This is a genomic window from Paenibacillus sp. FSL H7-0703 (assembly GCF_038003485.1).
Taxonomy (GTDB): domain Bacteria; phylum Bacillota; class Bacilli; order Paenibacillales; family Paenibacillaceae; genus Paenibacillus; species Paenibacillus polymyxa_B.
This window is the reverse complement of sequence record NZ_JBBOPF010000001.1, coordinates 3,661,655-3,683,205: the sequence shown is the minus strand read 5'-3', so window position 1 is coordinate 3,683,205 and position 21,551 is coordinate 3,661,655. Positions and strand designations below refer to the sequence as shown.

20 protein-coding genes and 1 riboswitch are annotated in these 21,551 nt (G+C 50.9%); of the genes, 1 reads left to right on the top strand and 19 read right to left on the bottom strand.

The genetic code is table 11. From position 1 onward, the window contains the following. Positions 1 to 4: 4 nt before the first annotated feature. The 3 genes from MHB46_RS16275 to MHB46_RS16265 all read right to left on the bottom strand — a co-directional run bounded on the left by MHB46_RS16275 (position 5) and on the right by MHB46_RS16265 (position 2,777). Entirely contained in the window at positions 5 to 1,675 is a 1,671-nt protein-coding gene (locus tag MHB46_RS16275; protein ID WP_322172934.1) for an ABC1 kinase family protein, read from the bottom strand. A gap of 1 nt (position 1,676) precedes the next feature. Further along, positions 1,677 to 2,036, bottom strand: a complete 360-nt coding sequence (locus MHB46_RS16270) for a phasin family protein (RefSeq protein WP_013312404.1) — start codon at positions 2,034 to 2,036, stop codon at positions 1,677 to 1,679. Between the two features lie 102 nt (positions 2,037 to 2,138). Beyond that, positions 2,139 to 2,777, bottom strand: a complete 639-nt coding sequence (locus MHB46_RS16265) for a ThuA domain-containing protein (protein WP_039271649.1) — start codon at positions 2,775 to 2,777, stop codon at positions 2,139 to 2,141. Positions 2,778 to 3,225: 448 nt separating this feature from the next. Here MHB46_RS16265 and MHB46_RS16260 point away from each other — a divergent pair, with 448 nt between their 5' ends. Beyond that, a complete protein-coding gene (locus MHB46_RS16260; RefSeq protein WP_025721620.1) occupies positions 3,226 to 3,675 on the top strand; it encodes an AbrB/MazE/SpoVT family DNA-binding domain-containing protein in 450 nt (149 codons plus the stop codon). 135 nt (positions 3,676 to 3,810) lie between these two features. Here MHB46_RS16260 and MHB46_RS16255 read toward each other — a convergent pair whose 3' ends face one another. The 16 genes from MHB46_RS16255 to MHB46_RS16180 all read right to left on the bottom strand — a co-directional run bounded on the left by MHB46_RS16255 (position 3,811) and on the right by MHB46_RS16180 (position 21,547). Next, on the bottom strand, positions 3,811 to 5,268 hold the full coding sequence (locus MHB46_RS16255) for a cobyrinate a,c-diamide synthase (protein ID WP_341162864.1): 1,458 nt from the start codon (positions 5,266 to 5,268) through the stop codon (positions 3,811 to 3,813). Then, complete coding sequence (locus MHB46_RS16250; RefSeq protein ID WP_341162863.1) at positions 5,261 to 6,349, bottom strand: cobalt-precorrin 5A hydrolase; 1,089 nt, start codon at positions 6,347 to 6,349, stop codon at positions 5,261 to 5,263. Before MHB46_RS16250 ends, MHB46_RS16255 begins: the two co-directional genes overlap by 8 nt. Then, on the bottom strand, positions 6,342 to 7,136 hold the full coding sequence (gene cobM, locus MHB46_RS16245) for a precorrin-4 C(11)-methyltransferase (RefSeq protein WP_013373518.1): 795 nt from the start codon (positions 7,134 to 7,136) through the stop codon (positions 6,342 to 6,344). Before cobM ends, MHB46_RS16250 begins: the two co-directional genes overlap by 8 nt. Continuing rightward, positions 7,133 to 7,849, bottom strand: coding sequence for a precorrin-2 C(20)-methyltransferase (cobI, locus tag MHB46_RS16240; RefSeq protein ID WP_039271654.1), 717 nt, complete (start codon positions 7,847 to 7,849; stop codon positions 7,133 to 7,135). The genes cobM and cobI overlap by 4 nt, the downstream gene beginning before the upstream one ends. 31 nt (positions 7,850 to 7,880) lie before the next feature. Beyond that, positions 7,881 to 9,137, bottom strand: coding sequence for a precorrin-6y C5,15-methyltransferase (decarboxylating) subunit CbiE (gene cbiE, locus MHB46_RS16235; protein WP_341162862.1), 1,257 nt, complete (start codon positions 9,135 to 9,137; stop codon positions 7,881 to 7,883). After that, entirely contained in the window at positions 9,130 to 10,275 is a 1,146-nt protein-coding gene (locus MHB46_RS16230) for a cobalt-precorrin-5B (C(1))-methyltransferase (protein WP_254326187.1), read from the bottom strand. The genes cbiE and MHB46_RS16230 overlap by 8 nt, the downstream gene beginning before the upstream one ends. Before the next feature lie 74 nt (positions 10,276 to 10,349). After that, entirely contained in the window at positions 10,350 to 10,994 is a 645-nt protein-coding gene (locus MHB46_RS16225) for a precorrin-8X methylmutase (RefSeq protein ID WP_103047344.1), read from the bottom strand. A 170-nt stretch (positions 10,995 to 11,164) separates the two neighbouring features. Further along, a complete protein-coding gene (cobK, locus tag MHB46_RS16220; protein WP_341162861.1) occupies positions 11,165 to 11,944 on the bottom strand; it encodes a precorrin-6A reductase in 780 nt (259 codons plus the stop codon). Beyond that, positions 11,941 to 13,008, bottom strand: a complete 1,068-nt coding sequence (locus tag MHB46_RS16215; protein WP_341162860.1) for a sirohydrochlorin chelatase — start codon at positions 13,006 to 13,008, stop codon at positions 11,941 to 11,943. The genes cobK and MHB46_RS16215 overlap by 4 nt, the downstream gene beginning before the upstream one ends. A 96-nt stretch (positions 13,009 to 13,104) precedes the next feature. Continuing rightward, positions 13,105 to 14,901, bottom strand: a complete 1,797-nt coding sequence (gene cobJ, locus MHB46_RS16210; RefSeq protein WP_341162859.1) for a precorrin-3B C(17)-methyltransferase — start codon at positions 14,899 to 14,901, stop codon at positions 13,105 to 13,107. A gap of 310 nt (positions 14,902 to 15,211) precedes the next feature. Then, positions 15,212 to 15,397, bottom strand: a riboswitch (cobalamin riboswitch). Between the two features lie 57 nt (positions 15,398 to 15,454). After that, positions 15,455 to 16,009 carry an LOG family protein gene (locus tag MHB46_RS16205; protein ID WP_341162858.1) on the bottom strand — a complete coding sequence of 185 codons (555 nt, stop codon included), beginning with the start codon at positions 16,007 to 16,009 and terminating at the stop codon, positions 15,455 to 15,457. 327 nt (positions 16,010 to 16,336) lie between these two features. Next, complete coding sequence (locus MHB46_RS16200; RefSeq protein ID WP_307351248.1) at positions 16,337 to 17,188, bottom strand: uroporphyrinogen-III synthase; 852 nt, start codon at positions 17,186 to 17,188, stop codon at positions 16,337 to 16,339. A gap of 101 nt (positions 17,189 to 17,289) precedes the next feature. Continuing rightward, a complete protein-coding gene (locus MHB46_RS16195) occupies positions 17,290 to 18,444 on the bottom strand; it encodes a GerAB/ArcD/ProY family transporter (protein WP_341162857.1) in 1,155 nt (384 codons plus the stop codon). Positions 18,445 to 18,487: 43 nt separating this feature from the next. Further along, complete coding sequence (locus tag MHB46_RS16190) at positions 18,488 to 18,712, bottom strand: hypothetical protein (RefSeq protein ID WP_341162856.1); 225 nt, start codon at positions 18,710 to 18,712, stop codon at positions 18,488 to 18,490. Next, entirely contained in the window at positions 18,705 to 19,922 is a 1,218-nt protein-coding gene (locus tag MHB46_RS16185; RefSeq protein ID WP_341162855.1) for a Ger(x)C family spore germination protein, read from the bottom strand. Before MHB46_RS16185 ends, MHB46_RS16190 begins: the two co-directional genes overlap by 8 nt. Next, positions 19,922 to 21,547: a spore germination protein gene (locus tag MHB46_RS16180; protein ID WP_103047336.1), complete on the bottom strand. Its 1,626-nt coding sequence runs from the start codon at positions 21,545 to 21,547 to the stop codon at positions 19,922 to 19,924. Before MHB46_RS16180 ends, MHB46_RS16185 begins: the two co-directional genes overlap by 1 nt. Between the last annotated feature and the right edge of the window lie 4 nt (positions 21,548 to 21,551).

Here is a 21,551-nt window from a genome sequence, read left to right as displayed (position 1 = left end):
GTATCTAGAATCTTCCCGATTTAAAAATGGAATATAGTAAAAAGGCAACCATTAAGAGAGCGACAACAAAGCCGATTTCAATGGCAGGTACATTCCACAGCATGGTCGCCTGATGATTCAGCGATGAACCGATAATCAGTCCGACCATAATAATGCTGAACGCTAACAGCACGATACTGAATGACAGACGGTTGCTGATCTGATCCAGCCTGCGCAGAAGCATTTCCAGCTCCGGCACAGTAACCTCCAGCTTAAGCTTGCCCTTGCTGATAATCGAGGCCAAGTGCCTCGCATGTCCTGGCAGTTCCATCAGCGTCTCCACCAGCTCAGTCGCACCACCCAGCAGCTTGCCTCGGATACGACGACCGCTGAAGCGTTCCTTCAACAGCTTGTTACCAAAGGGCTCAGCCAAAGCGATAATACTAAGATCGGGGTCCAGATGCTCCACGACCCCCTCCAGTGTCAGCAACGCCTTGCCTAGCAACAGGACGTCCGACGGCAAACCAATCCGATGGCGCTGCGCTGCGCCAAATAGGTCGTTCAAAGCATCACCAATACTAACCTGTGAGAAAGGAACGTCTGAGTAATCTTCGCGTATCTTGTCCAGATCGGCACGCAGCGCATTCAGGTCGGTGTCCGGTTCGACCAGACCCAACCGTTCGATAGACCGAACCATGGCATCGGTATTTTTGCGCATCAGGGCAATAATGAGGGAAGCGAGATGATTCTTCATCTCTTCGCTCAGCCTTCCCGTCATGCCAAAGTCCAAATAAGCGAGACTGCCATTTTTCAGAACGAGTAAATTCCCCGGATGGGGATCGGCATGAAAAAAACCCTCTATAAAAATTTGATGCAGCATGCTGTTCACCAGCCGCTGCGCTAGTTCTTTCAAGTTATATCCACGGCGTAATAGCTCTTCACGACTACCCAAGTGAGTTCCGTCTAGAAACTCCATAGTCAGTATACGGGAAGAGGTATGATCCCAGTATATTTTCGGAATATAGATATGTGGGTCCTGCTCAAATTGGAGCGCAATCTTCTCTGTGTTACGGGCTTCATGGTTGTAATCCAGCTCCTGAATGAGCGATCTCCCCAGCTCCTCTACCATCTGGCGAAGCTGATACCGCTCTACCCACTCCCAGCGCTTGGCTGCCATAGCGGTCAGTTCCCGCAAAATGTCCAAATCTCGCCGAATGATGCGATTAACGCCAGGACGCTGGATTTTAATGGCGACCATTTCGCCGCTGTGCAGCTTGCCCAGATGCACTTGCCCAATCGAAGCAGCGGCCAGCGGAACATCGTCAAAACGAACCAGTATGTCCTCTAATGACGTGTCCAGCTCTTGCTCCAGAATGCCACGCGCCGTTTCAGATGAAAACGGCGGTACCTGATCCTGAAGCTTAACCAGCTCACGGATAATAGGCTCCGGCAGCAGGTCAGCACGTGTGCTTGCCAACTGTCCAAGCTTGATGAATGCAGGCCCCAGATCCTCCAGCACAAGTCGAATCCGTTCACCTAGCGTTTTGGACTCGGGAGTTTCTCTCGTCAGCCACTTGCGAGGCAATGACAGCAGCTGGAACAGTCCCATTTCTTCCACCATATAGCCAAAGCCATGACGCGCCAGCGCCATGGCAATTTCCCGGTAACGACCGGCGTGCTTCATACGAACCGCCATTTTAATCCAGCCGGTTCGCTTCTTCAGCGTCGCTCGAACCCGTAAGCGCCGCCTTTTCTTTTTCCAGCTCCGCTACCTGTTTTTCCAACAATGCCACACGCTGCTCCAAACTTGTAACATCATTTTCGGTAGGTACTTCCAGCTCCTGCAAAATGCGGCTAACCTGTTCGCGGATCACTGTTTTGAATTGTCCCTGTTCCTCTGCCCCTCGTTCGATCAGACGATCGACCAGCGCTTTGGATTCCGAGGGCGCAAGTTCTCCCCGGTTTACAAGATCCTCGACGGCTTTCTCCACCTTTTCTTTGCTGACAACGGTGAGGCCCCACCCCAATGAGATGGCTTTTTTGAACAAATCGCTCATAATATATCCTCCCCTACCTGTGATTACCTATAGTATAACCTGAAAAGGGGAGCCGCATAAAGCTCGCAGCTCCCCTTCCCCAGTGAATGGAATGACATATGTTTAACCTGGAAAGCGTCCAGCCCACTTGGCAGCCTGAAGCAGCAGCTTGCGGTATCCCTCGTGCTGGAAGCTTGGCTGATTATGCCCAGGCATCAAATAGACGACCCGACCCAAGCCATAGGACAGTGACCATGCCGCCGGCCACCACTGGCCTTCGTGTTCATATTCCATCAGTAGTGTTTTTTCAGTGAATGGATCAAAATCAAAACGATACGGCTCCTCTTGCATCTCGAACGGCTCGATTCCTTCCATAATCGGATGATCCGGCTCCGTTACTTTGAAGGAAAGTGGACCCGCAGCCGGGTGTCGCAAGAAACGTGCCCCCATTAACTGTGCAATTTCATACCGTCCTTGCAATGTGATTCCGTTATGCAGCACAAGCAATCCACCCCCGCCGCTAACATAAGACAGCAATCCTGCTGTTTGTTGAGGTGACAGAACCTCCTTGCGGCTATCGCAGTACGAGATACATAGATCAAATGAGGTTAGATTTTCCTTGAGCAGCATTTTACGATTCTCACTGCACTGTACCGTCATCCAATCCTGTAAAATATGGCTAATCTCTTCGTCCACCCCTTGCAGCGGGTGAAACTCCGGATACGAATAATCTCCTAACAACAATGCTTTTCTTTTTTCCATGATAAATCCTCCTTGCCTGACTTGTATATAAGGACTTTAAAGGCGGGGCCCGTGTCATTTATTCTTGTTTGTGGGGTCAAAACGCTCAGAAAATTCCGTTTGGCCCTTATCGATTTCCCATAACACCGCCATCATTGTCCGAGCTACGGCATATATAAATAATTCTACAGACGGCCTATTAAATCCTTTAGCAGACGATTATAGCATATATGTTCGCTCGGAATAAACTTATTAAAACTTATTCAAACTTATTCAAAATTTATAAATCTGAACGATGGCGATTCGGCCTGTTTATGGTATACTCGTAAGAAAAAAAGTGCGTCCATGCTTGGTTAACAATGAAGGGCCGCTTTTTGTAAGAATTTATGCTTGCGGTTATAGAATTGATAAGAATTGCCTCAAACCTTATACATTCTATAAATCTTAAAAAAACGGGGAGGTTGCATGAATGAAAAGGACTGGAATGACCCGGCCCTTGGACAGCTTGGGGCGAATTGTGCTTCCTAAAGAGTTGCGCATGACGATGGAGATTGACATCGGCGATCCATTAGAGTTTTTTATTGAAGACCAGACACTCATGCTCCGTAAGTACAAATCAACCAACTGTATATTTTGCGGTGCGGTTGATACCAACACCTACTTTAAAGATCAGTTTATCTGCGATGAATGTGCAGCCTCGATGAAAACGGAAGATTTAGTTCCGGTCACAGCGACTGAAACCCATTCACCCCCACTTAAGCAAAATATGCATATGAAAAAAATTTATCAGCGCACAGATGTTATTTTGGAGAAAATGAGAGAGCTTATGGAAGAACATCCAGCATCTTCACAAAAACAACTCGCCTCCATGCTTGGCGTGAGTCAGGGAAGGATTTCCCAGCTGAAAAAGCTCATGTAAGCGAATCACCAAAAAAGTAATGTATACGCTTCCATACTATGTAAGGTTTAAATCTATTGAAATTTAGAAAAGCCGGACCCTTTAGGGGACTCGGCTTTTTTTCGTTTATATGAAGTAGTGGACTCGTTTGCAAAACTATTGACCGTAAGCCCGGCATTGTTCCACCCAGCGCGCTGCCGCCTTGGGGAGAGAAGCGAGATGAACATGCGTATAGGCTGCCAAAAGATTCCCTTTCGCATAGCCCTCGCTCTGGAGACCGCGCATCCCCTTGGTTTGATAGGCGTAGGAGTAGGGGGCGGATGATTCATCATAGTGCATGATAGAATAATGAAATTCATGTCCCCGAATCGTCTCTCCAGCCTCCAGCAGCAAGCAATCCTGCAAAGCGGTTGCTTCCCGGTATCCCAGTGCAGCCCGTTTCTCCTGCATGCGGACGTCCGACGGAATAACCCCGGCCATGTGATGGGCATGACCCTCACGATCCGTTAGTGTTCGAGCCAGCACCATATAACCGCCGCATTCGGCGAATACTGGCATATCCCGGCTCACCGCGTTGCGGATATCTTCCAAAAAGCCCGTATTTGCAGCGATATCTGCGGCAAACTCTTCGGGGAAACCGCCGCCCAGGTATAGGCCGCTTGCCTGCTCAGGTACGCGTTCTCCCGCCAGAGGACTGAAATAGACAATCTCTGCTCCCGCCTGACGCAGCAAATCCATATTTTCCGGGTAGTAAAAATTGAACGCCGCATCTCTGGCGACGGCAATCACGGGACGTTCCCCAGTATCAGCTTCATGCACTGCTGATGGAAGCCAATCCGGGGGAAACAACGGTTGTGCGGGCAGAGACAACGGCGGAGCCGAATCCGCCAATGCCCGCAGTGCATCCAGATCCGTACCCGCGCGGATCAGCTCTGCCGCCCGTTGGAATAGCGGCTCCAGCTCGCCGCGTTCCACAGCGGGTATTAAACCCAGATGACGCTCGGGAATATCCAGCCCGTCATCACGCTTTAACCAGCCGAGCACGGGGATGCCGCACTCCTGCTCAATCGCCTTTTTGACGATGCCATAGTGCCCTTGGCTACCGCAGCGATTCACAATTACGCCCACAATGCGCAGCTTGGGCTCCAAGCGCTGAAAGCCGAGCACAATAGCGGCGGCGCTTCGTGCCATACTGCGCACGTCGACCACCAGCAATACAGGGCTGTCCGTCAGCATGGCGATCTCAGCGGTCGAGCCGGTGTTGCTGAGCGGATCCTTGCCGTCATACAGCCCCATGACGCCTTCAATCACGGAAATATCCGCGCCTTCGGAAGCACGGATAAAGGTTTCACGCACCGTATCCGGTGAGGTCATCCATGAATCCAGATTACGGGAAGAGGTCCCGGTCGCGGCAGCATGATAGGTCGGATCGATATAATCCGGCCCGCATTTAAAACCCTGCACTCGCAGGCCGCTGTCGGCGAACGCCTTCATCAGCCCGAGGGTAACCGTCGTTTTGCCAGCGCCGCTGCCTGTTCCGGCAACAACAATACGGCTTCTGCGCGTAGCGGCAGACGGATCAGACTGTACAGCCTGCTTCATGATGTCAGTCATAGGAAACCCGCGCTACAGAAAGCGTCATATTGCCGCTTTTTTTCTTCTCCAGCAGCCAATGGTCTGCACCAGAAGACAACAAGGCTGAAGGTTCACTGACCCCATATGCGCCAGTGTATTTGAAGACGGTTTCCGATGGATTGGGAAGCTGCACCGTATTCAGCTCTGACGGAGTATACGTCACCAGTTCCCAACCGTATTTGGCGCAAAGGGCAAGTAAGCCCTCTTCGTCCTTTTTCAGATCAATGGTGGCAATATTCCGTACGCTTTTCACGGACAAACGCAGCTCTTGCAAGGTGTCCAGCACACCCGCCTCCAGTTCCTCCAATGCAGTCCCACGGTTGCAGCCAATGCCGAGCACCAAGCTTTTCGGACGGTACAGCACGCCATTAGAAAGAAGCTGCTCCTCTTCCTCCGGCTCCAATAAACGGTCACTCACGACCAATGCGGCGTTAAACGGTTCTTGCAATGCTTCTGCCGTCGAAGCATATACCTTGATATGTCCAGGTAAAGGCTTGTCATAACGCCACCAGTTCCGTTCGCCTGTCTCTTGTATGAGCGCAACAGGCTCCTCGTTCACAACAGCAGCGCTCACAGGAGTGGCCTTGTCGAAGCTATCGACCACCCAACCCAATTCCCGACCAAACATGTCCACCGGGATCGTGCCCTGCACGTCCGATGCAGTCGTGATTACAGCACGTGCGCCTAGTACAGCCGCTACATGGCGGGTCAATTCATTGGCGCCACCCAAATGGCCAGACAATACGCTAATGACATGCTCGCCACGATCATCAATGACAACTACCGCTGGGTCTACCTTTTTATCCACCAAAATTGGTGCAATCATACGAACCACTGCACCGAGAGATATAAATAAAATAATACCGTTATATTGTTTAAATAAATCCGGCAAAATCAGCTTGACCGAGCCTTCGAACAACTGAATACCACGCTCCTGCTCGTCGCCACGCTCAAATTTGGACATGTAATACACATCCGTACCCGGAAAGCTGGCTCCCAAATTGCGAACCATTTCCACTCCATGCTTCGTGATTGCCACAGCGGCAAATGGATTACTCACCGGGCTTCACTCCCTTCCGGTAGCCATGGGTGAATGACTTGTCATACAGCTTGGAACGATGCGCGTCCTTGTCCACCAGTCCCGGATCGAGCGCCCAGCCTGCCAAAATCATGGCATGCATCGTTATGCCTGCAGCACGCAAATCGGCGGGTAATTGAGCAAGCGTCGTGCGCACGATCTTTTGATCCGGCCAGGTCGCGCGCTGCACAACCGCTACAGGCGTGTCCTCACTCCAGCCTGCTGCCAAAAACTCAACGACCACCTTCTTTGCCAGCGTTGCGCTGAGGAACAGTGCCACTGTACAGTGATGGGATGCCAAGTCACGCAGCTTTTCCCGATCCGGTACAGGTGTACGGCCTTCGGCACGCGTCAGAATGACCGTCTGCGTCAGGTCAGGCACAGTTAGCTCTGCACCCAGCACGGCCGCAGAAGCAAAGACCGAGCTGACGCCTGGTACGATTTCGTATGCTACTCCCCGCTGCTTCAGCAACACCATCTGCTCCAAAATGGCTCCGTACACTGCCGGATCGCCTGTATGTACGCGAGCTACACTGCGTCCAGCCTGCACAGCCTCGCTCATAATCTCGACCTGCCGCTCCAAATCCATGCCTGAGCTTTGCAGTACCTGCGCCTCTGGCTTGGCCGTGGCAATCAGCTCGTCGTTCACGAGTGAATCCGTGTACAATACCACATCGGCCGTGCGTAGAATCCGGGAGCCTTTGACAGTAATCAGCTCCGGGTCGCCGGGACCTGCTCCTACGATATACACTTTGGGCTCCAACGTCATTTGCTCACCACCATTAAACTCAAATATTCAAGCTCCTGTCCGCGCAGCTCACGTGCGTCGCGCCATACCATTTCATAAGGAGAAGTGACCTTGGTAATGACTGATGCACGGTCCCCAAGATGGAGTTCATCCAGCACATCCAAAATCAAATCCAGCACCTTGGCAACCTTGATAAACACGACCGTATCGTGATTCTCAATCGCCCGCTTCATCGCTTCCCGATCATCCGTAGCCGGAATAATACCGACCTGCTGATCTCCGTCTGCCAAAGGCAATTCCAGCGCTGCCGCCGCTCCCAACACAGACGAAATGCCCGGAATAGATACAATCGGCACCTCAGGATGGAGATCCTTCATGAGCCGTGCCAAATGAATAAAGGTACTGTACAGATTAGGGTCTCCCTCTGTGACAAAGGCTACATCCTTGCCTTGGCTCAGTGCCTCCCAGCAAGCAACCACCGTTTTGTTCCACTCACGCTCCAGTACAACCGGGTCCTTGGTCATTGGAAAAATGAGTCCCAGCATCTCCTTTTCCTCCGGGTTGACGTACAACTCCACGATTTCGTGAGCATACGACTTACCTCCCCGTCGTTTCTTCGGATAAGCCACAACTGCACATTCCTGAATCATGCGATACGCCTTGACCGTAATCAGCTCGGGATCACCCGGCCCCACACCTACGCCGTAAAGTGTTCCTGTTGCCGCCGTATTCATGCTGTCTCTCTCCCCCTCTTGAATTACCAGCTTACTCCCCTGCTACTTCGTCAGCCACGTCCACCGACGGCTGCCCTGTAATAACATATATCGGATTGAGTCCGTCAAAACGAGTCATATTCAAAATCGGCTTGCTGCGTGCTGTTTGCAGTAACGTCACTGAAGTATCGAGTCCTGCTGCTTGCATCGCCTTCATCCCATCATGCAGCGTCTCAATCGTTGCAGCATTCACTACAATTCGTCCATCGTTACGCAGACGGGAAGCGCACAGACGAATCAGCTCGGCCAATTCTCCCCCGCTCCCACCGATAAACACCGCATCCGGGTCTGGCAGATCTTCCAGTCCGGCAGGCGCTTTGGCATGAATAACCGGGAAATCGGTGCGGAATTTGATTTTGTTCGCTTCCACATTAGCCAGATCGCCTTCGTTCTTCTCAATGGCAAATACTTGCCCATACTTGGCTAGCCGCGCACATTCCACCGCTACAGAGCCGGAACCTGCGCCGATATCCCATACGATGCTTCGTTCGGTCAGACGCAGCTCGGACAAGCTGAATACGCGTACTTCACGCTTCGTGATCAGTCCTTTTTCCGGCTTGCGCTGGTGAAATTCCGCATCCTCGAAGCCAAATCCCCGACGAATTGCAGGCACGTCTTCTCCCTTACGGCGGCGCAAAATCACCACATTCAGTGGTTGGAACGTTCTCTGCGCCATCTCATCCAACGTATAATGCTGATACGCCTCATCCGGTCCGCCCAAATGCTCGCCGACAAAGGCATCATATTCCGTCATGCCATAATGCAGTAGATAGGCAGCGACTGCGGCGGGATGATTGCGGTCGTCCGTCAGCAGCGCGACCTTGTTCTGTCCATCGATCCGCTGCGCCAATCCGGTCATCGGACGGCCATGTACGCTTTCCAGCACCGCATCCTGCCAGCTTTCACCGAGACGCGCAAACGCCAGCTGAACCGAGCTGAGATGCGGCAAAATATCCAAATGTTCAGCCCCCAGCTTGGCGGACAAATAACCTGCAATTCCAAAAAAAAGCGGATCGCCTGACGCAAGCACGACAATATCCTTGTCCTTGCGCAACCGTCCCAATTCTTCTACCACGGCAGATAAGCCGCTCTTTAATGTTCGTTTTTCCCCTGCGAATGCCTTGAAAAAGGCTAGCTGGCGTTCTCCACCAACCAGCAGGTCGGCACTCTCAATGTGCTCCAGCGTCTCCTGCGACAGACCTGCCGCTCCATTTTCACCGATACCAATGACACGAATCACTCTACTCACCGACTCTCGCCCTCCCCAGCACGTTCCCTTTCATCGTTACCAGTACCATTTCCACGACAATTCCACCACCTGCATGGTCCAGACAATGCTGACATCCATAGGTACACAACTTTTCAAAAAAGCTCAGCGCATTCGCTTCGGTCATCATATCTGCCACCTGCGTAGCTGTATTCGCCTCTGCCACTGCCGCTGCAAGCGACTCATCCACACCTGCTTCACGCGCGACCTCAGCCAAAAAGCCAAAGTCCACCGGAGCGCTCTTGGAGTGAACCATCATGACACCTTGAGCTACCTTCGACAGCTTGCCAGGCATACCGACGAGAATAATCTTTTTCATTCCCAGCCGTTTCCCATGCTTAATGGCAAAGCCGACAAAGTCCCCCATCTGAATAAAGGCTTCTTCCGTCAGCTGATCGTACATTTGCATGGCATATTTTTCACTGCTGCCGCCTGTGGTCAGGACTATTTCCTGGCAGTTCATCGCTTGTGCAACCGATATGGCCTGCACGACGCTGGCTTTATAAGCTGACGTGGAAAACGGAACGACCACACCACGCGTGCCTAGTATGGAAATACCTCCAAGAATGCCAAGCCGTCCGTTCAGCGTTTTCTTGGCGATTTCTTCGCCGTCCGGTACGCTGATGACGACACGGACACCTTTGGCCGATCCGTGCTCTTCAAGCACGCCTGTCACAGCCTCCATAATCATCCGTCGCGGCACCGGATTAATCGCTGCTTCCCCGACAGGCACAGGCAGACCGGGCTTCGTTACCCGCCCTACGCCGATGCCGCCATCCAGCTCAATACCCGGCTCCTCGCGCCAGCTAACAGAGGCGATAATTTTCGCCTGATGCGTGGCGTCTGGGTCATCGCCACCGTCCTTGATCGTCGTGCAGGAAGCTTCGTCCGCGTCCAACACAGGCTCGATCAGCTCAAACGCATGATCGAATCCCGCGGGCAGCGATATCACTGCTTCCTTCGGTGGAATGCCCGTGATGAGCAGTTGTACCGCTCCTTTGGCCACTGCAGCCGCACAAGCTCCAGTCGTAAAGCCTGACCGCATTGGCTTGTCCGGTGCGGGAGCTTCACCGCTTTTCATCCGTTTGGGCCTGTTGGCGGACGCCGCTTCCTTTTCCATGCCAATTCCTCCTTAACCTCTTCTGCTGATCATGTTCCAATTCATTTCATGATACAGCAAACGGACAACCGCATCTAGCGGACAGCCATTAAGGAGATTGCATTCAATGCTGCTACGACAATTGTGCTGCCACCCTTGCGTCCAATATTCGTAATGAACGGAATATCCAGCTTGCGCAGCTCGTCCTTGGATTCTGCTGCCGATACGAAACCGACGGGCATGCCAATCACCAGTCCGGGCTTAGCCGCTCCTTCTTTTACCAGACGGATCAACTCCAGCAACGCTGTCGGCGCATTACCAATGGCATAAATGCCACCTTCGCCCGCCTGAATCGCTTTGCGCATCGAAATAATGGCGCGTGTCGTATTCAGCCTTTTCGCTTCTTCCATGACGTCAGGGTCAGATATGTACACATGCACATCCCCGCCAAATTGACGGATACGATCCTTGCTCAGCCCCGCTTGAATCATTTGCACGTCCGCCACTACCTGCTGTCCTGCGCGAATAGCTGCAACCCCGGCTTCAATCGCCTTTGGATGAAACACCATGCTGCGGCCCAGCTCAAAATCAGCAGATGCATGAATGACACGCTGTACAACGGGATATTGCTCTGCTGTAAAAGGATGCTCTCCCAATTCTTCTGTGATCATCTCGAAGCTTTTGCCCTCAATTTCCTGCGGCTGCACCGTTAGCGGTTTGAATTCTGTTTTAAAATCCATCGTATCGACCACTCCCTTATGGAAAATTAGAAAATAGTTTATAAAAATGACAATTCATTGCTACAAAATCATAGATACCTCTAAAAAACACCTGTTTTAAGATGATTATATTTTAAATACATGCCAGAAGTCGTTCCTGTTTAACTGGACTCGCAAGGGCAAGACTCAACTCAAATTGAAGTTTTCTCTTTTGCTGTGCGCAGTGCGTTAATGACTCCGTCGAAATGATCAAATACTGTGCCAAATTCCACTTCCGGCCTGGAAATCAAAAGTACGTGAATCCCCAGCTCCAATGCAGCTTGAACCTTTTCATCCACTGCTCCCGTGCGTCCGCTTTCCTTGGTGACCATCACGGTCGTGCCATAGTGCTTGTACAATGCTTCATTCATCTCGCGGGAAAAGGGGCCCTGCATGGCAATAATATTCTTTTGCTCCATGCCCAGTTCGCCGCATTTCTCCATATTGTCTAGGCGCGGCAGCATGCGTGCAACCAGACGAATCTCCGGGTCTCCGAGTAAATGCTTGGTGAACGTGCCGAGCGTCTTACTGCCTGTCGTAAGCATTACAGAGCCTTTGAGTTGCTTCGCTTCTAATGCGGCCTCTTCATAGGAAGACACGATGTGGAGCAATGGATGATTGTCATACACCAGTCCCGCCCGCTCGTAGCGAATATAAGGAACTCCGGATTCGCGAGCGGCTGTCATTGCATTCGCATGTGCTTCTTCTGCAAAAGGATGACTGGCATCAACAACCGCCTGTATTCCCTGCTCCCGAATCATTGCACTCATTTCATCGGCTGTCATTCGGCCTGTACGTACGTCTAGTCCCGCTTCGGACAAACTGGCCGCCGCGCTTTCGGTTACGACCGAGGTCAATACGTTGAAGCCATTGTCACGGATTTGCAGCGCCAATTCCCGAGCATCGCTCGTTCCACATAGCATGAATATCATGAGCCCTTCACCTGCCCGCTTCCATTCACTACAGATGGCGTATGTGAATGCTCGTGATGGTGATCATGGTCATCATGGCTGTGAGCATGGACATGCTCATGAGTGTGATCGTGGCTGTGTGTATGGTGATCATGATGATCGTGCTCATGTGCATGATGATGGTGATGATGCTCATGATCGTGATGGTGGTCATGGTCATGGTCGTGGTCGTGGTGATGATGGTGGTGCTCCTGCGCCTCCAGACGGAACTGGCAGTTATCACAATTGGCCGTAACCTTGCCGAACAAACCTTCCTTAGCTCGCTCCAGCACCAGTTCAATCAATTGGGGATGGAAACCAAAATATCCGCCCATCTCCACTTGTAATGTAGGGTGAGCCTCGGCAAATTCCTGGGTCATTTCTCCGATGCGCTTAATCAGCACACCCGTGAACAGAAAATAGGGAAGCACGATAATCTTTTTGGCCCCCAGTCGTACACAACGCTCCAATCCATCGGGAAAAGAAGGCTGCGTCACACCGATAAAGCTGCTCTCTACCCATGTATAAGAAAGCTGCTCCCACAGCATACGGGTGATTTTGAAAAAGTCACTGTTCGCATCTGGATCGCTACTTCCGCGTCCTAACACAAGTACCGCCGTTTCTTCGTCGGATACCTCGGCAAATGCCTCTACAGCGCTATTCATTCCCGCTGGAATTGCAACCGGACGGGCCTCTTTCAAGCGGCTTTGCAGAATGCTGACGATTTTCTCGTGAACACCAATCGGGCGTCCGTATACAAATTCCACCTGCGGATATTTTGCTTTTGCCCGATCAATAGCCATCGGAATATCAATTTTGGCATGTACCGCTGCGAACAAGATAATCGGAATGAGAATGACACGCGTCGCCCCTTTCTCCACACATGTTTGCATCCCATCAGCAATGCTGGGACGTGCCAACTCCAAGAAACAGGTTTCCACGCACATATCCGGTACCCGGTCTGCCACTGCCTGTGCAAATTCCAGCAGTTCCTGGTTCCCCTCCGGGTCCCGACTTCCATGTCCAACCAACAATATTGCATCCACTGCTGTTTTTTCCTCCTCTTTAATAGGGATAGCGCCTGCATGACGCCCTATTTTATATATATATGCTTGTATCCAGTTCATCAGGCCTTCAGTCCATTAATCACCACAAACCGCATTCACTTCTACCGTTGCTGGTGCATCTTCATGCCGGAAACCCGCAACGACACCTACACGTTTAAAAAATTTATGAAAACGCTCATTCGGATGCCCTTTTTCCTTATATTCAGCGATGACGTTCTCCACGATGTCAGTAATTTGATCACCCGGAATCCCTTCCGCTACGGGCTGAGCGGCATGAGCATTGCGACCGAATTTTTTGCCACCAAGGAAGAGGTCGTATCCTCCCTTGCGATAGACGATTCCGATATCCTCCAGCACCGCTCCATAGCAGGCCATACCGCATCCGTTCAAAGCAATGCTCGTTTCCTTGGGTGCCTGTAATCCGCCAAGTACAACCTGTAAATGCTCAGCCACAGGCACAGCGTCATCCTTCTCCATATTGCAGAAGTCGCACGCCTTCACCTTAAACACATCGCCAATCGGCATGACAATGAATCGTTCATCCCGCAGCCGTCCGACCAGTTCCTCGGGGTCTGCACACGGCACGCGCAGCACGATCTGATGATCTGGCGAGTATTCCAGCTCGCCGTCATCACCCGCTACCTCGGCGAGCAGCGCCATCTGGCGAGCGGTGAACTTCTTGTTTCCCACACCCGGGGAAACACCCACCTCAAATAGCGCAGGCTTGCCAAAGCCGCCTGTCGCCATCCCGGACGCGGCCCCTGCTCCGGCCACCGCTGACGTTCTGGCGGTGCTCTCGGCGGTAGGCGCTTGCCCGCTCCAGCGAGCGTTGGCTTCGCCAGGCAGCTTGCCGCCGACAGCGAGGCGGCTTAGTGCCTCTGCCGCCAGCGATGCCGGGGCTGCGCCGGTTTGCGCAGCGGCCGTTGCCTGCACCGCAGCCATCGCTTGCGGGCGTGCCTGCGTCGCAACCGCAGCGCCGCTCGCGGAGGGACCAGCGGGCGTAGTCGGGGCTGCGCCTGCCTGCGGTGTATCCACTTGCGCGCCCAGCGACCACGGCTCTGCTTCCGTACGGAGACGCTGATGTGGCTTGAGCGCTTGCTCGGTCGCATCTAATGTGTATTTGCGCTGATATCCGCGCGGAGTCACGATCAAGCCGTCATACACCGTTGTCGAGGAATTGCCGATGATTACAGTCGTCAGCATCCCGATGTCATGATTCAGCATATCTTCCAGCGTCGTTACAATAACTTGCTGACGTTCACGATAAGCACTTTTCACCAACCCAACTGGAGTTTGCGGATCGCGGTAACGCAGCAAAATGGACTGCGTCTCCACAATCTGGCGGGTACGCCGACCACTGCGCGGGTTGTATAATGCAATCACAAAATCGGCCGAAGCCGCTGCTTCTACACGCTTCACAATCGTTTCCCATGGGGTCAGATGATCACTCAGACTGATCGTGCAAGCATCATGCATAACTGGCGCGCCCAACAGTGAAGCACAAGACTGAATAGCCGAGATCCCCGGCACGACTTCTACATCAACCCCATCCTCGCGTCGCCAGCCTTTTTGCATCAGCACCTCATACACCAGCCCTGCCATACCATAGACTCCCGCATCTCCACTGGAAATGACAGCTACCTTCTTGCCCATCTCTGCTTGGCGAACCGCCTCCTGCGCACGGCTCACTTCCTCTGTCATTCCTGTGCGTACAATCTCCTGTCCGTTCAACAACGGACGGATCAAATCAACGTAGGTATTGTAGCCGATAATGACCTCACTTTCGGCCAGCGCATCCAGCGCCCGTTTTGTGATATGTTCCATATCTCCTGGTCCAAATCCAATCACCAGCAATTTTCCTAATGGGCTCATCGTGCTCCTCCTATTCATCCTTTTCAGGGCAGCTATCCTATCTATTTCAATGATTTATGGACATCCTGTAACTCAAAAAACCCCATCCTGCCCGGATGGGGTTTCTATGTACGTATCTCTCATCAGACGAACAAACAGCGTAAGAAGACACTATTTGTCTTCCTCCAGCCTGCCGTTGTTTTCCACCTGTCTGTTTACGCTTCAAACGCTGCTGCACGTTCATATCCACGCAAACCTCTAACCAACATGGAAAAAGCAACGTGTGCCTGATTTCCTGATTTCGTACACCCATCCTCTCCGCGAAGGTTAACGGTGCATACAGATCAAGGTAGGTCTCCTGGCTTGGCATCAACAGATTCTTTTGTCTTCCCCGTTTTTCACGAGTGACCATTTAAAAAAATCCTCTTCCTTACAGTGGCGGGACCGCTCGGGATTTGCACCCGATTCCCTGTTACCCTTTGCTCAACCGCAAAGGCACCTTGTCTGTCCGCTATTTGATTATGGGTCTTATCATAACCTTGCCTCAATCAGTTGTGCAAGCACGAAAAACGCTTTATTTCAAGTTCTCTGCTTTATTTTTTAACATATGTAGCAATTCGTCCGGGTCCGCAGAGATACTTAATAACGCTGGATGCTCAGCCCCGGTAAACCCTTCTTGCACGCTATGACGCACCATTTCTGCTAACGGGTCAAAATATCCATTCACATTCAGCAGCCCAATCGGCTTGCGATGAATGCCGATTTGCGCCCAGCACAATACCTCGAACAGCTCCTCAAAGGTTCCCAAGCCACCCGGAAGGGCAATAAACGCATCGGCCATCTCGCTCATTGCCGCTTTACGCTCATGCATGCTTGCTACCTCAATGAACTCGGTAACTCCCCGATGAATGATCTCTGCATCAAATAACAAGGTGGGCATAATGCCAGTGACCTGACCGTCACCCGCCAGCATTCCGTCCGCCACCTCTCCCATCAGCCCCCTACTGGAGCCACCATAGATCAAACGGATATGATGGCGAGCCATGGCTTCTCCCAGCTTGCCTGCCGCTTCAACATATACCGATGAATGTCCAGGTCTGGACCCGGCAAATACACAAATAGAATTCATTTACGTCTCAGCTCCTGTCCTAAGTCAGCATTTAGCATAATTCGATTCCCAACGCTCATAAGTACAATATATAGACGAACTAAAGCGCTTCGATCTATATATTGCTTATTTGAAAACGCTCTTGGGATTTATGCAAAATGCTCAAGTATCATGCATCGAAACTTATTCATTATATTAGCTAAATATTTTCGCTATAACAAAAATCTTTGTCGATGCATGTCCAATAAAAAAAGATAAAGACCTCGCAGGCCCTTATCTTTATTTTACGCTTTATCCAAAAATATAAGTTCATTTTTAGCATACTATATTTATAATTTTGATCTCATTTCAATGACCATTCACGATTTTCAGACCACAGCCATGTACCGAATCGTTATGTTCAAAATATTTTCCCAGCTCCACCATCATCGCGCCCATGCGCTCTTCGGTTGGAAACACGACTCGATCAATCCCCTCTTCCACAATGGACTGTGCAGTCACCTTCCCTACTGATACAGCAATCACATCCTCACGAAAAGCTTCCAGTAAATCCTCGATTCGATTTTGCTCTCTCGCATATTGGGCTAAAAATCGAATTTGCGGGCCACTCGTGAACGTAACGGCATCAACATTACGATGGATAACATCCTCCAGTAACGCCTGCAATTTTGCTTCCTCAGGTGGAATATGCTTATAAGGAAGTACCTGGCGGGTCACAGCCCCCTGCTCGTCCAGCCACTTTACCAACCGTGGGGCTGGATCGCCATGCAGTTGCAACAGTACTTCCTTCCCCTTCAGATCGTATGGGGCGAAAGCTCCAGTCAATCCGATCAAACTTCCGTCCTCGTCTCGTACTGCTGGCGTAAAGCCACGCTTTTTGAGTCCATTGACCGTCTTGTAGCCCCGCGCTGCAATGTTGGAAGATTGTAGAAGATCCATAATCTGCTCAGCCACGCCCATATCCTCTGCCATATCGAACAGGGCATCCAGCCCCATACCTGTCGTGAAGATGTACCAGTCCGGAGGGTGCTTCACCCACGATACAACAGCGTTGCGCAGCTCGATATCGTCCAGAAAAACGGTACCCTGGGCCGGGCGCTGTACTGGCTCACCCCCCATCTTCACAACTAGCAGCGCCATTTCTTCTGCTTTACGAGGACCAGCAAGAGCGACTCTCTTACCTGCCATGCGTTGTGCCATTCTGTTGCCTCCCTTGTAGATGTCGTATTTCTTTCTACCAAGTATACAATCAGAGGGGTAAAAGACAAATAAGAATTACTTTTCCGATGAATACAGTAATCTTATAGGTGGCCGTGTCCTGTTCTGCCTTCATGCTGGCTTTCTTTCTGACTACCGCTATCCCGCTCTCCGTTAGATGCCCTATCATCTCCGCCTTTCCCTTTAGATTTGGGTCGGAGCAACATCCATAGCAACAAAGGCATGATAACAAAAAAAATGATCATCACCGCGGTCCACTCCCGGGTGAAATCATAAATTTGCACAATGTTGGAGAACAGCATAAACGAACATACGTAACCTAACAAACCTACGGGCCAAACCATCAGACTCCCCCAGGCTTGGGCAAACATACGCTTTACCGCCAAACTGGTAACGTACAGATCAACCCCAATCTTCGTAAGAAAGGTCGGTACGGTCAGTGCTGCCACGAACAAATCGAACCGATCCAGAAAGTCCGTTAGCTGCAATTGACGCACCAGTTCATACGATGGATAAAACAGCCGTGACAAGATAGGAACACCAATAACCAACTCGGACAGCAGCACCAGGATAATCAGAAAAGCGGTTCCGAGCAAATGCCCAAACCACGCACTACGCCCATTATAGCTCTTCCCAGAAATCACAAAGGGAACTATCATGATATCGGCCATATAACCCAGCATGCGCCAACTCCCCTTGATCACTCCCTCTACTTCTGGATGTAAGTAGGGTCTCAGCATCGAAAAATCCATATTACGCCCAAAAAAAAGCGGCATGGTTAACAGCGTCACAATCAACATCGGCAAAAAAATCTCGGTCATATTCACGATGGTGCTTATTCCGCCTTTAGCCATAAATACCAGAGTCAACAGCACAATAAGAGAAGTGACCACAATCGGAGTCAGTGGCAAAAGCACCACTTCCACCAGATCCGTAATAATCCTCAAATCCCGCGCAAAGATGATCAGGAATAAAATAAGGTAGAATGCAAGCAGCACACGGCCCAGCACAGGGTGAGAGCTCACCATCGCCTGCATCAGATCCTGATCAGGGAACCGGCGTTTGAGTTTCAACATCGCCCAGATCGGCAAGCATAGCACGATAGCCGCAATTATACAGGTCCAGTAAGCATGCTGATTCGCGTGATCCGCTGCCTGCGCCGGAGCATGTATAAGGGTAATACCGACCTCCATCAATACACCAAGCAGCACAATTTGTCTGGTTGTGAACTGTTTCATGCAGGTACATCCTCCTTTTGCCCGCAGGCATCCATTACACGATTTACAACGTAGAGGGGAGCCACATGTCAATGAAAGTGGTAAGCCATGTAGCCACATAAACGGTGCTCTTCGTTGATGTTCCGTAAATCCAGATACCAATGCTAATAACATACAGTACGCGGGAGACCCAGCGATTGATGGCCGGTGCATTGTTAATATTTTTACGGTCCATCAGATACATGAAGAGCATAGCCAGCACCAAAGGTAACAGAAATATTTTATTCATTCTGGATTTGCTCCTTTTTGACCCCGAATGGTTTGGTGACCGCACCGATATTCTCAATATGCACGACCGGATTTATGGTGATCTTCACCTTGGGATATAGTTGTTCCCATTGGGGTTTAATCCGTTTCCATTCATCCGGGTGACTCGTAATAATAGCCCGGCCCAAACCAAGTACGTCTGAACGATACTTTTGCTGAATCACCTGAACAGCCTCTCCCAGCTCCCTCTTGATTTCCTCAACTGTCTGCTGCTCCAGCCACTTCAAATTTTCCTCGTTGGAAATATCGAAACTCGTCTCATTTTCCTTCACATTCCCATTGCAGTTCATATGAATGGTCATTCGAATCTCATCCCCTTGAATATGGGGCTTAATTTGGACTTTATTTTCGATGAGGTGTACAGATATGTAACCTCTACCTTTGGGAGGGGGAATAAATATTTCTGTCTCCTTGGCTTGCTCCATACCCAAAAGCAGAAACCGACTGAGGTGGTTATCAATAATTCCTGTTAACCTGTCTTTACGAAACACAGCCAGTCCATCGACCTGAATATTCGTCTTCTTGTCTTTAAGGTTAGAAGGCCCATTCTTCACCAGAGACATTACTGGTACCACCGGGTCAATGCCTTCCAGCAGGACGGAATTCATCAGCAGCTTAACGGAACGAGGTTTTTTCATATAGGAAATATTGAGCTCACGCACCATTTCTGCTGGATATTGCTCTATCGGAGCATCTGCCTGAAGCACTTCCATCGCTGAACCCTTCGTAATAACAACTAAGGACGACAGACGGTTTTGCGGAACACGTGCCAGTACATCCATCATTTTGCTAATCCCTTCTCGTGCCAGCGCCTCGCCGAACAGCAGCACCCTCCGATGGGAGTAATTTAGTGTTCGCGAAACTCCGCGCTGTTCCTCGGTACTTGCTCCTCGAAAGCTTGGACCTGTTTTGGACTCCAGATAGTAGGATTTCGTACCACTGGTACCTCCCCCTCCTCCTGTACTGCCCGAAGATCCGAGTTGTCCGGGTAGAGCGATTTGCATCGTTACCCGGTATTGATCGCCTTCCTTGTCCAGCCCGGTACCCATCACAAAGGCCACATCGTTCACTTCACGGCGATCCCAGCATCCTCCCAAGAGAACAGAGCACAGCAGCAGACAACAGAGCACAGCCGCTTTACGCATTTGTTGTGCATTCGATTTGGGCTTCATCACCACCCCTCCTCGCTTTTAGGCGTTCCATTCATCTTTTCCTTCGCTCGTTTGTTGTTGTCTTTACCAATCCATGAAGGACGTTTGGTCATTTTCCACCAAGGCGCGCGGACGACGATATCCTTTTGATCCATATGGTTGTACGGGCTATATCCACTCATATAAGGGACACCAAACGATGTTAGCTTGGTTAGATGCGTAGCAATCAGCGTTGTCGCAATAATGATCCCAAACAATCCGAATAAACCCGCCATCAGCATGATGGGAAATCGCAGCAGACGAACCGTGATGGCAAAGTTAAAACGCGGTATGGTAAACGACGCAATACCTGTGAGCGACACAACAATGACTATGGGCGCCGATACGATTCCTGCCTGTACTGCGGACTGCCCAATTACGAGCGCGCCAAGAATACTGACGGCCTGACCGACCGTTTTGGGGAGACGAATCCCTGCTTCCCGTAATGCCTCAAAGGAAATCTCCATCATCAATGCTTCCACCAGTGCTGGAAAAGGGATGGATTCGCGAGCCGCCGCAATACTCAAGATGAGCGTCGTCGGCAGCATATCATGATGATAGGTCGTCACCGCTACATATAATGCGGGCAGAAAGAGAGCCATTACGAGAAAAAGAAAACGAATCCAGCGCACCATATTACTGATGAAAAAGCGCTCGTAATAATCTTCGCTCGCTTGCATCATCTGCCACATCGTGACTGGCCCAATCAGGGCAAAAGGCGTTCCGTCTACAAAAATGGCAAAACGTCCTTCCAGTAACTGCGCAGTGACGGTATCCGGACGTTCAGTGTATTCCATTTGCGGAAACGGTGAAAACGGATGATCCTCAATCAGTTCCTCAATATACCCCGTCTCCAGAACACCATCAATTTTAATATCGCTGAGCCGTTTTTTTACATCCTCCACCAGCTTCGAATCTATGATCCCTTCAATATAGGTAAGGACGACGCTCGTTTGAGTTTCTGTTCCGATGGTCATGCTGTACATCTTGAGCTTGGAGGTCTTCAGCTTGAAGCGTAACAGTGCCGTATTAACGCGAAGAGTCTCAGTGAAGCCCTCACGCGGTCCGCGAATAACCGCTTCTGTCTGTGGTTCCTCTACGCCACGGCGAACGCCCCCCTTGGCGCTAAAAATATACGCACGAGGCGTGCCATCTACGAACAAGGCGGCATTGCCGTCCAGTATCGCTGCCGATACCATCTTCCATTCGTCCATCGTTTTGGTCTGAGACATGGAGATACGAGTTTCATCCAGCGGCTCTAATTTGCCGTTCACTTCAGGGTCCTTGAGCATCATGCCCAGAATGACAGGCCGCAGGATATGATCCTGCAAATCCTCCGATTTTACCGTACCTTCAAAATAAGCCAACAACCCTTTGCGTTCAGGGGAAATCATGAGCTCTCGATAGACGATATCAGAGCAATCCTTGAAAATATCACGCAAAGCAATCATATTGTCTTCCACACTGCTACGTAGCGGCTGTTCCAGCCACGAAGACTCAGGCAGTCCTTTAGGCACATTGGAATTTCGTGTCTTGCGGTCTGCGGCTGGAATCGCTCTCCGGCTCCACGGTGGCTTCGGCAACTTGGGAAAGCGCCCTTTCTTCATCGTT

What these genes read in the sequence shown, in the direction of transcription:
- MHB46_RS16205 (WP_341162858.1), bottom strand. Translation starts at nt 16,009, where the DNA reads ATGAATTCTATTTGTGTATTTGCCGGGTCCAGACCTGGACATTCATCG.
- MHB46_RS16230 (WP_254326187.1), bottom strand. Translation starts at nt 10,275, where the DNA reads ATGGAAAAGGAAGCGGCGTCCGCCAACAGGCCCAAACGGATGAAAAGC.
- MHB46_RS16200 (WP_307351248.1), bottom strand. Translation starts at nt 17,188, where the DNA reads ATGGCACAACGCATGGCAGGTAAGAGAGTCGCTCTTGCTGGTCCTCGT.
- MHB46_RS16225 (WP_103047344.1), bottom strand. Translation starts at nt 10,994, where the DNA reads ATGGATTTTAAAACAGAATTCAAACCGCTAACGGTGCAGCCGCAGGAA.
- MHB46_RS16195 (WP_341162857.1), bottom strand. Translation starts at nt 18,444, where the DNA reads ATGAAACAGTTCACAACCAGACAAATTGTGCTGCTTGGTGTATTGATG.
- cobI (WP_039271654.1), bottom strand. Translation starts at nt 7,849, where the DNA reads ATGAATACGGCGGCAACAGGAACACTTTACGGCGTAGGTGTGGGGCCG.
- MHB46_RS16185 (WP_341162855.1), bottom strand. Translation starts at nt 19,922, where the DNA reads ATGAAGCCCAAATCGAATGCACAACAAATGCGTAAAGCGGCTGTGCTC.
- cobM (WP_013373518.1), bottom strand. Translation starts at nt 7,136, where the DNA reads ATGACGTTGGAGCCCAAAGTGTATATCGTAGGAGCAGGTCCCGGCGAC.
- MHB46_RS16265 (WP_039271649.1), bottom strand. Translation starts at nt 2,777, where the DNA reads ATGGAAAAAAGAAAAGCATTGTTGTTAGGAGATTATTCGTATCCGGAG.
- MHB46_RS16255 (WP_341162864.1), bottom strand. Translation starts at nt 5,268, where the DNA reads ATGACTGACATCATGAAGCAGGCTGTACAGTCTGATCCGTCTGCCGCT.
- cobJ (WP_341162859.1), bottom strand. Translation starts at nt 14,901, where the DNA reads ATGAGCCCATTAGGAAAATTGCTGGTGATTGGATTTGGACCAGGAGAT.
- MHB46_RS16275 (WP_322172934.1), bottom strand. Translation starts at nt 1,675, where the DNA reads ATGGCGGTTCGTATGAAGCACGCCGGTCGTTACCGGGAAATTGCCATG.
- MHB46_RS16260 (WP_025721620.1), top strand. Translation starts at nt 3,226, where the DNA reads ATGAAAAGGACTGGAATGACCCGGCCCTTGGACAGCTTGGGGCGAATT.
- MHB46_RS16180 (WP_103047336.1), bottom strand. Translation starts at nt 21,547, where the DNA reads ATGAAGAAAGGGCGCTTTCCCAAGTTGCCGAAGCCACCGTGGAGCCGG.
- MHB46_RS16270 (WP_013312404.1), bottom strand. Translation starts at nt 2,036, where the DNA reads ATGAGCGATTTGTTCAAAAAAGCCATCTCATTGGGGTGGGGCCTCACC.
- MHB46_RS16190 (WP_341162856.1), bottom strand. Translation starts at nt 18,712, where the DNA reads ATGAATAAAATATTTCTGTTACCTTTGGTGCTGGCTATGCTCTTCATG.
- cobK (WP_341162861.1), bottom strand. Translation starts at nt 11,944, where the DNA reads ATGATATTCATGCTATGTGGAACGAGCGATGCTCGGGAATTGGCGCTG.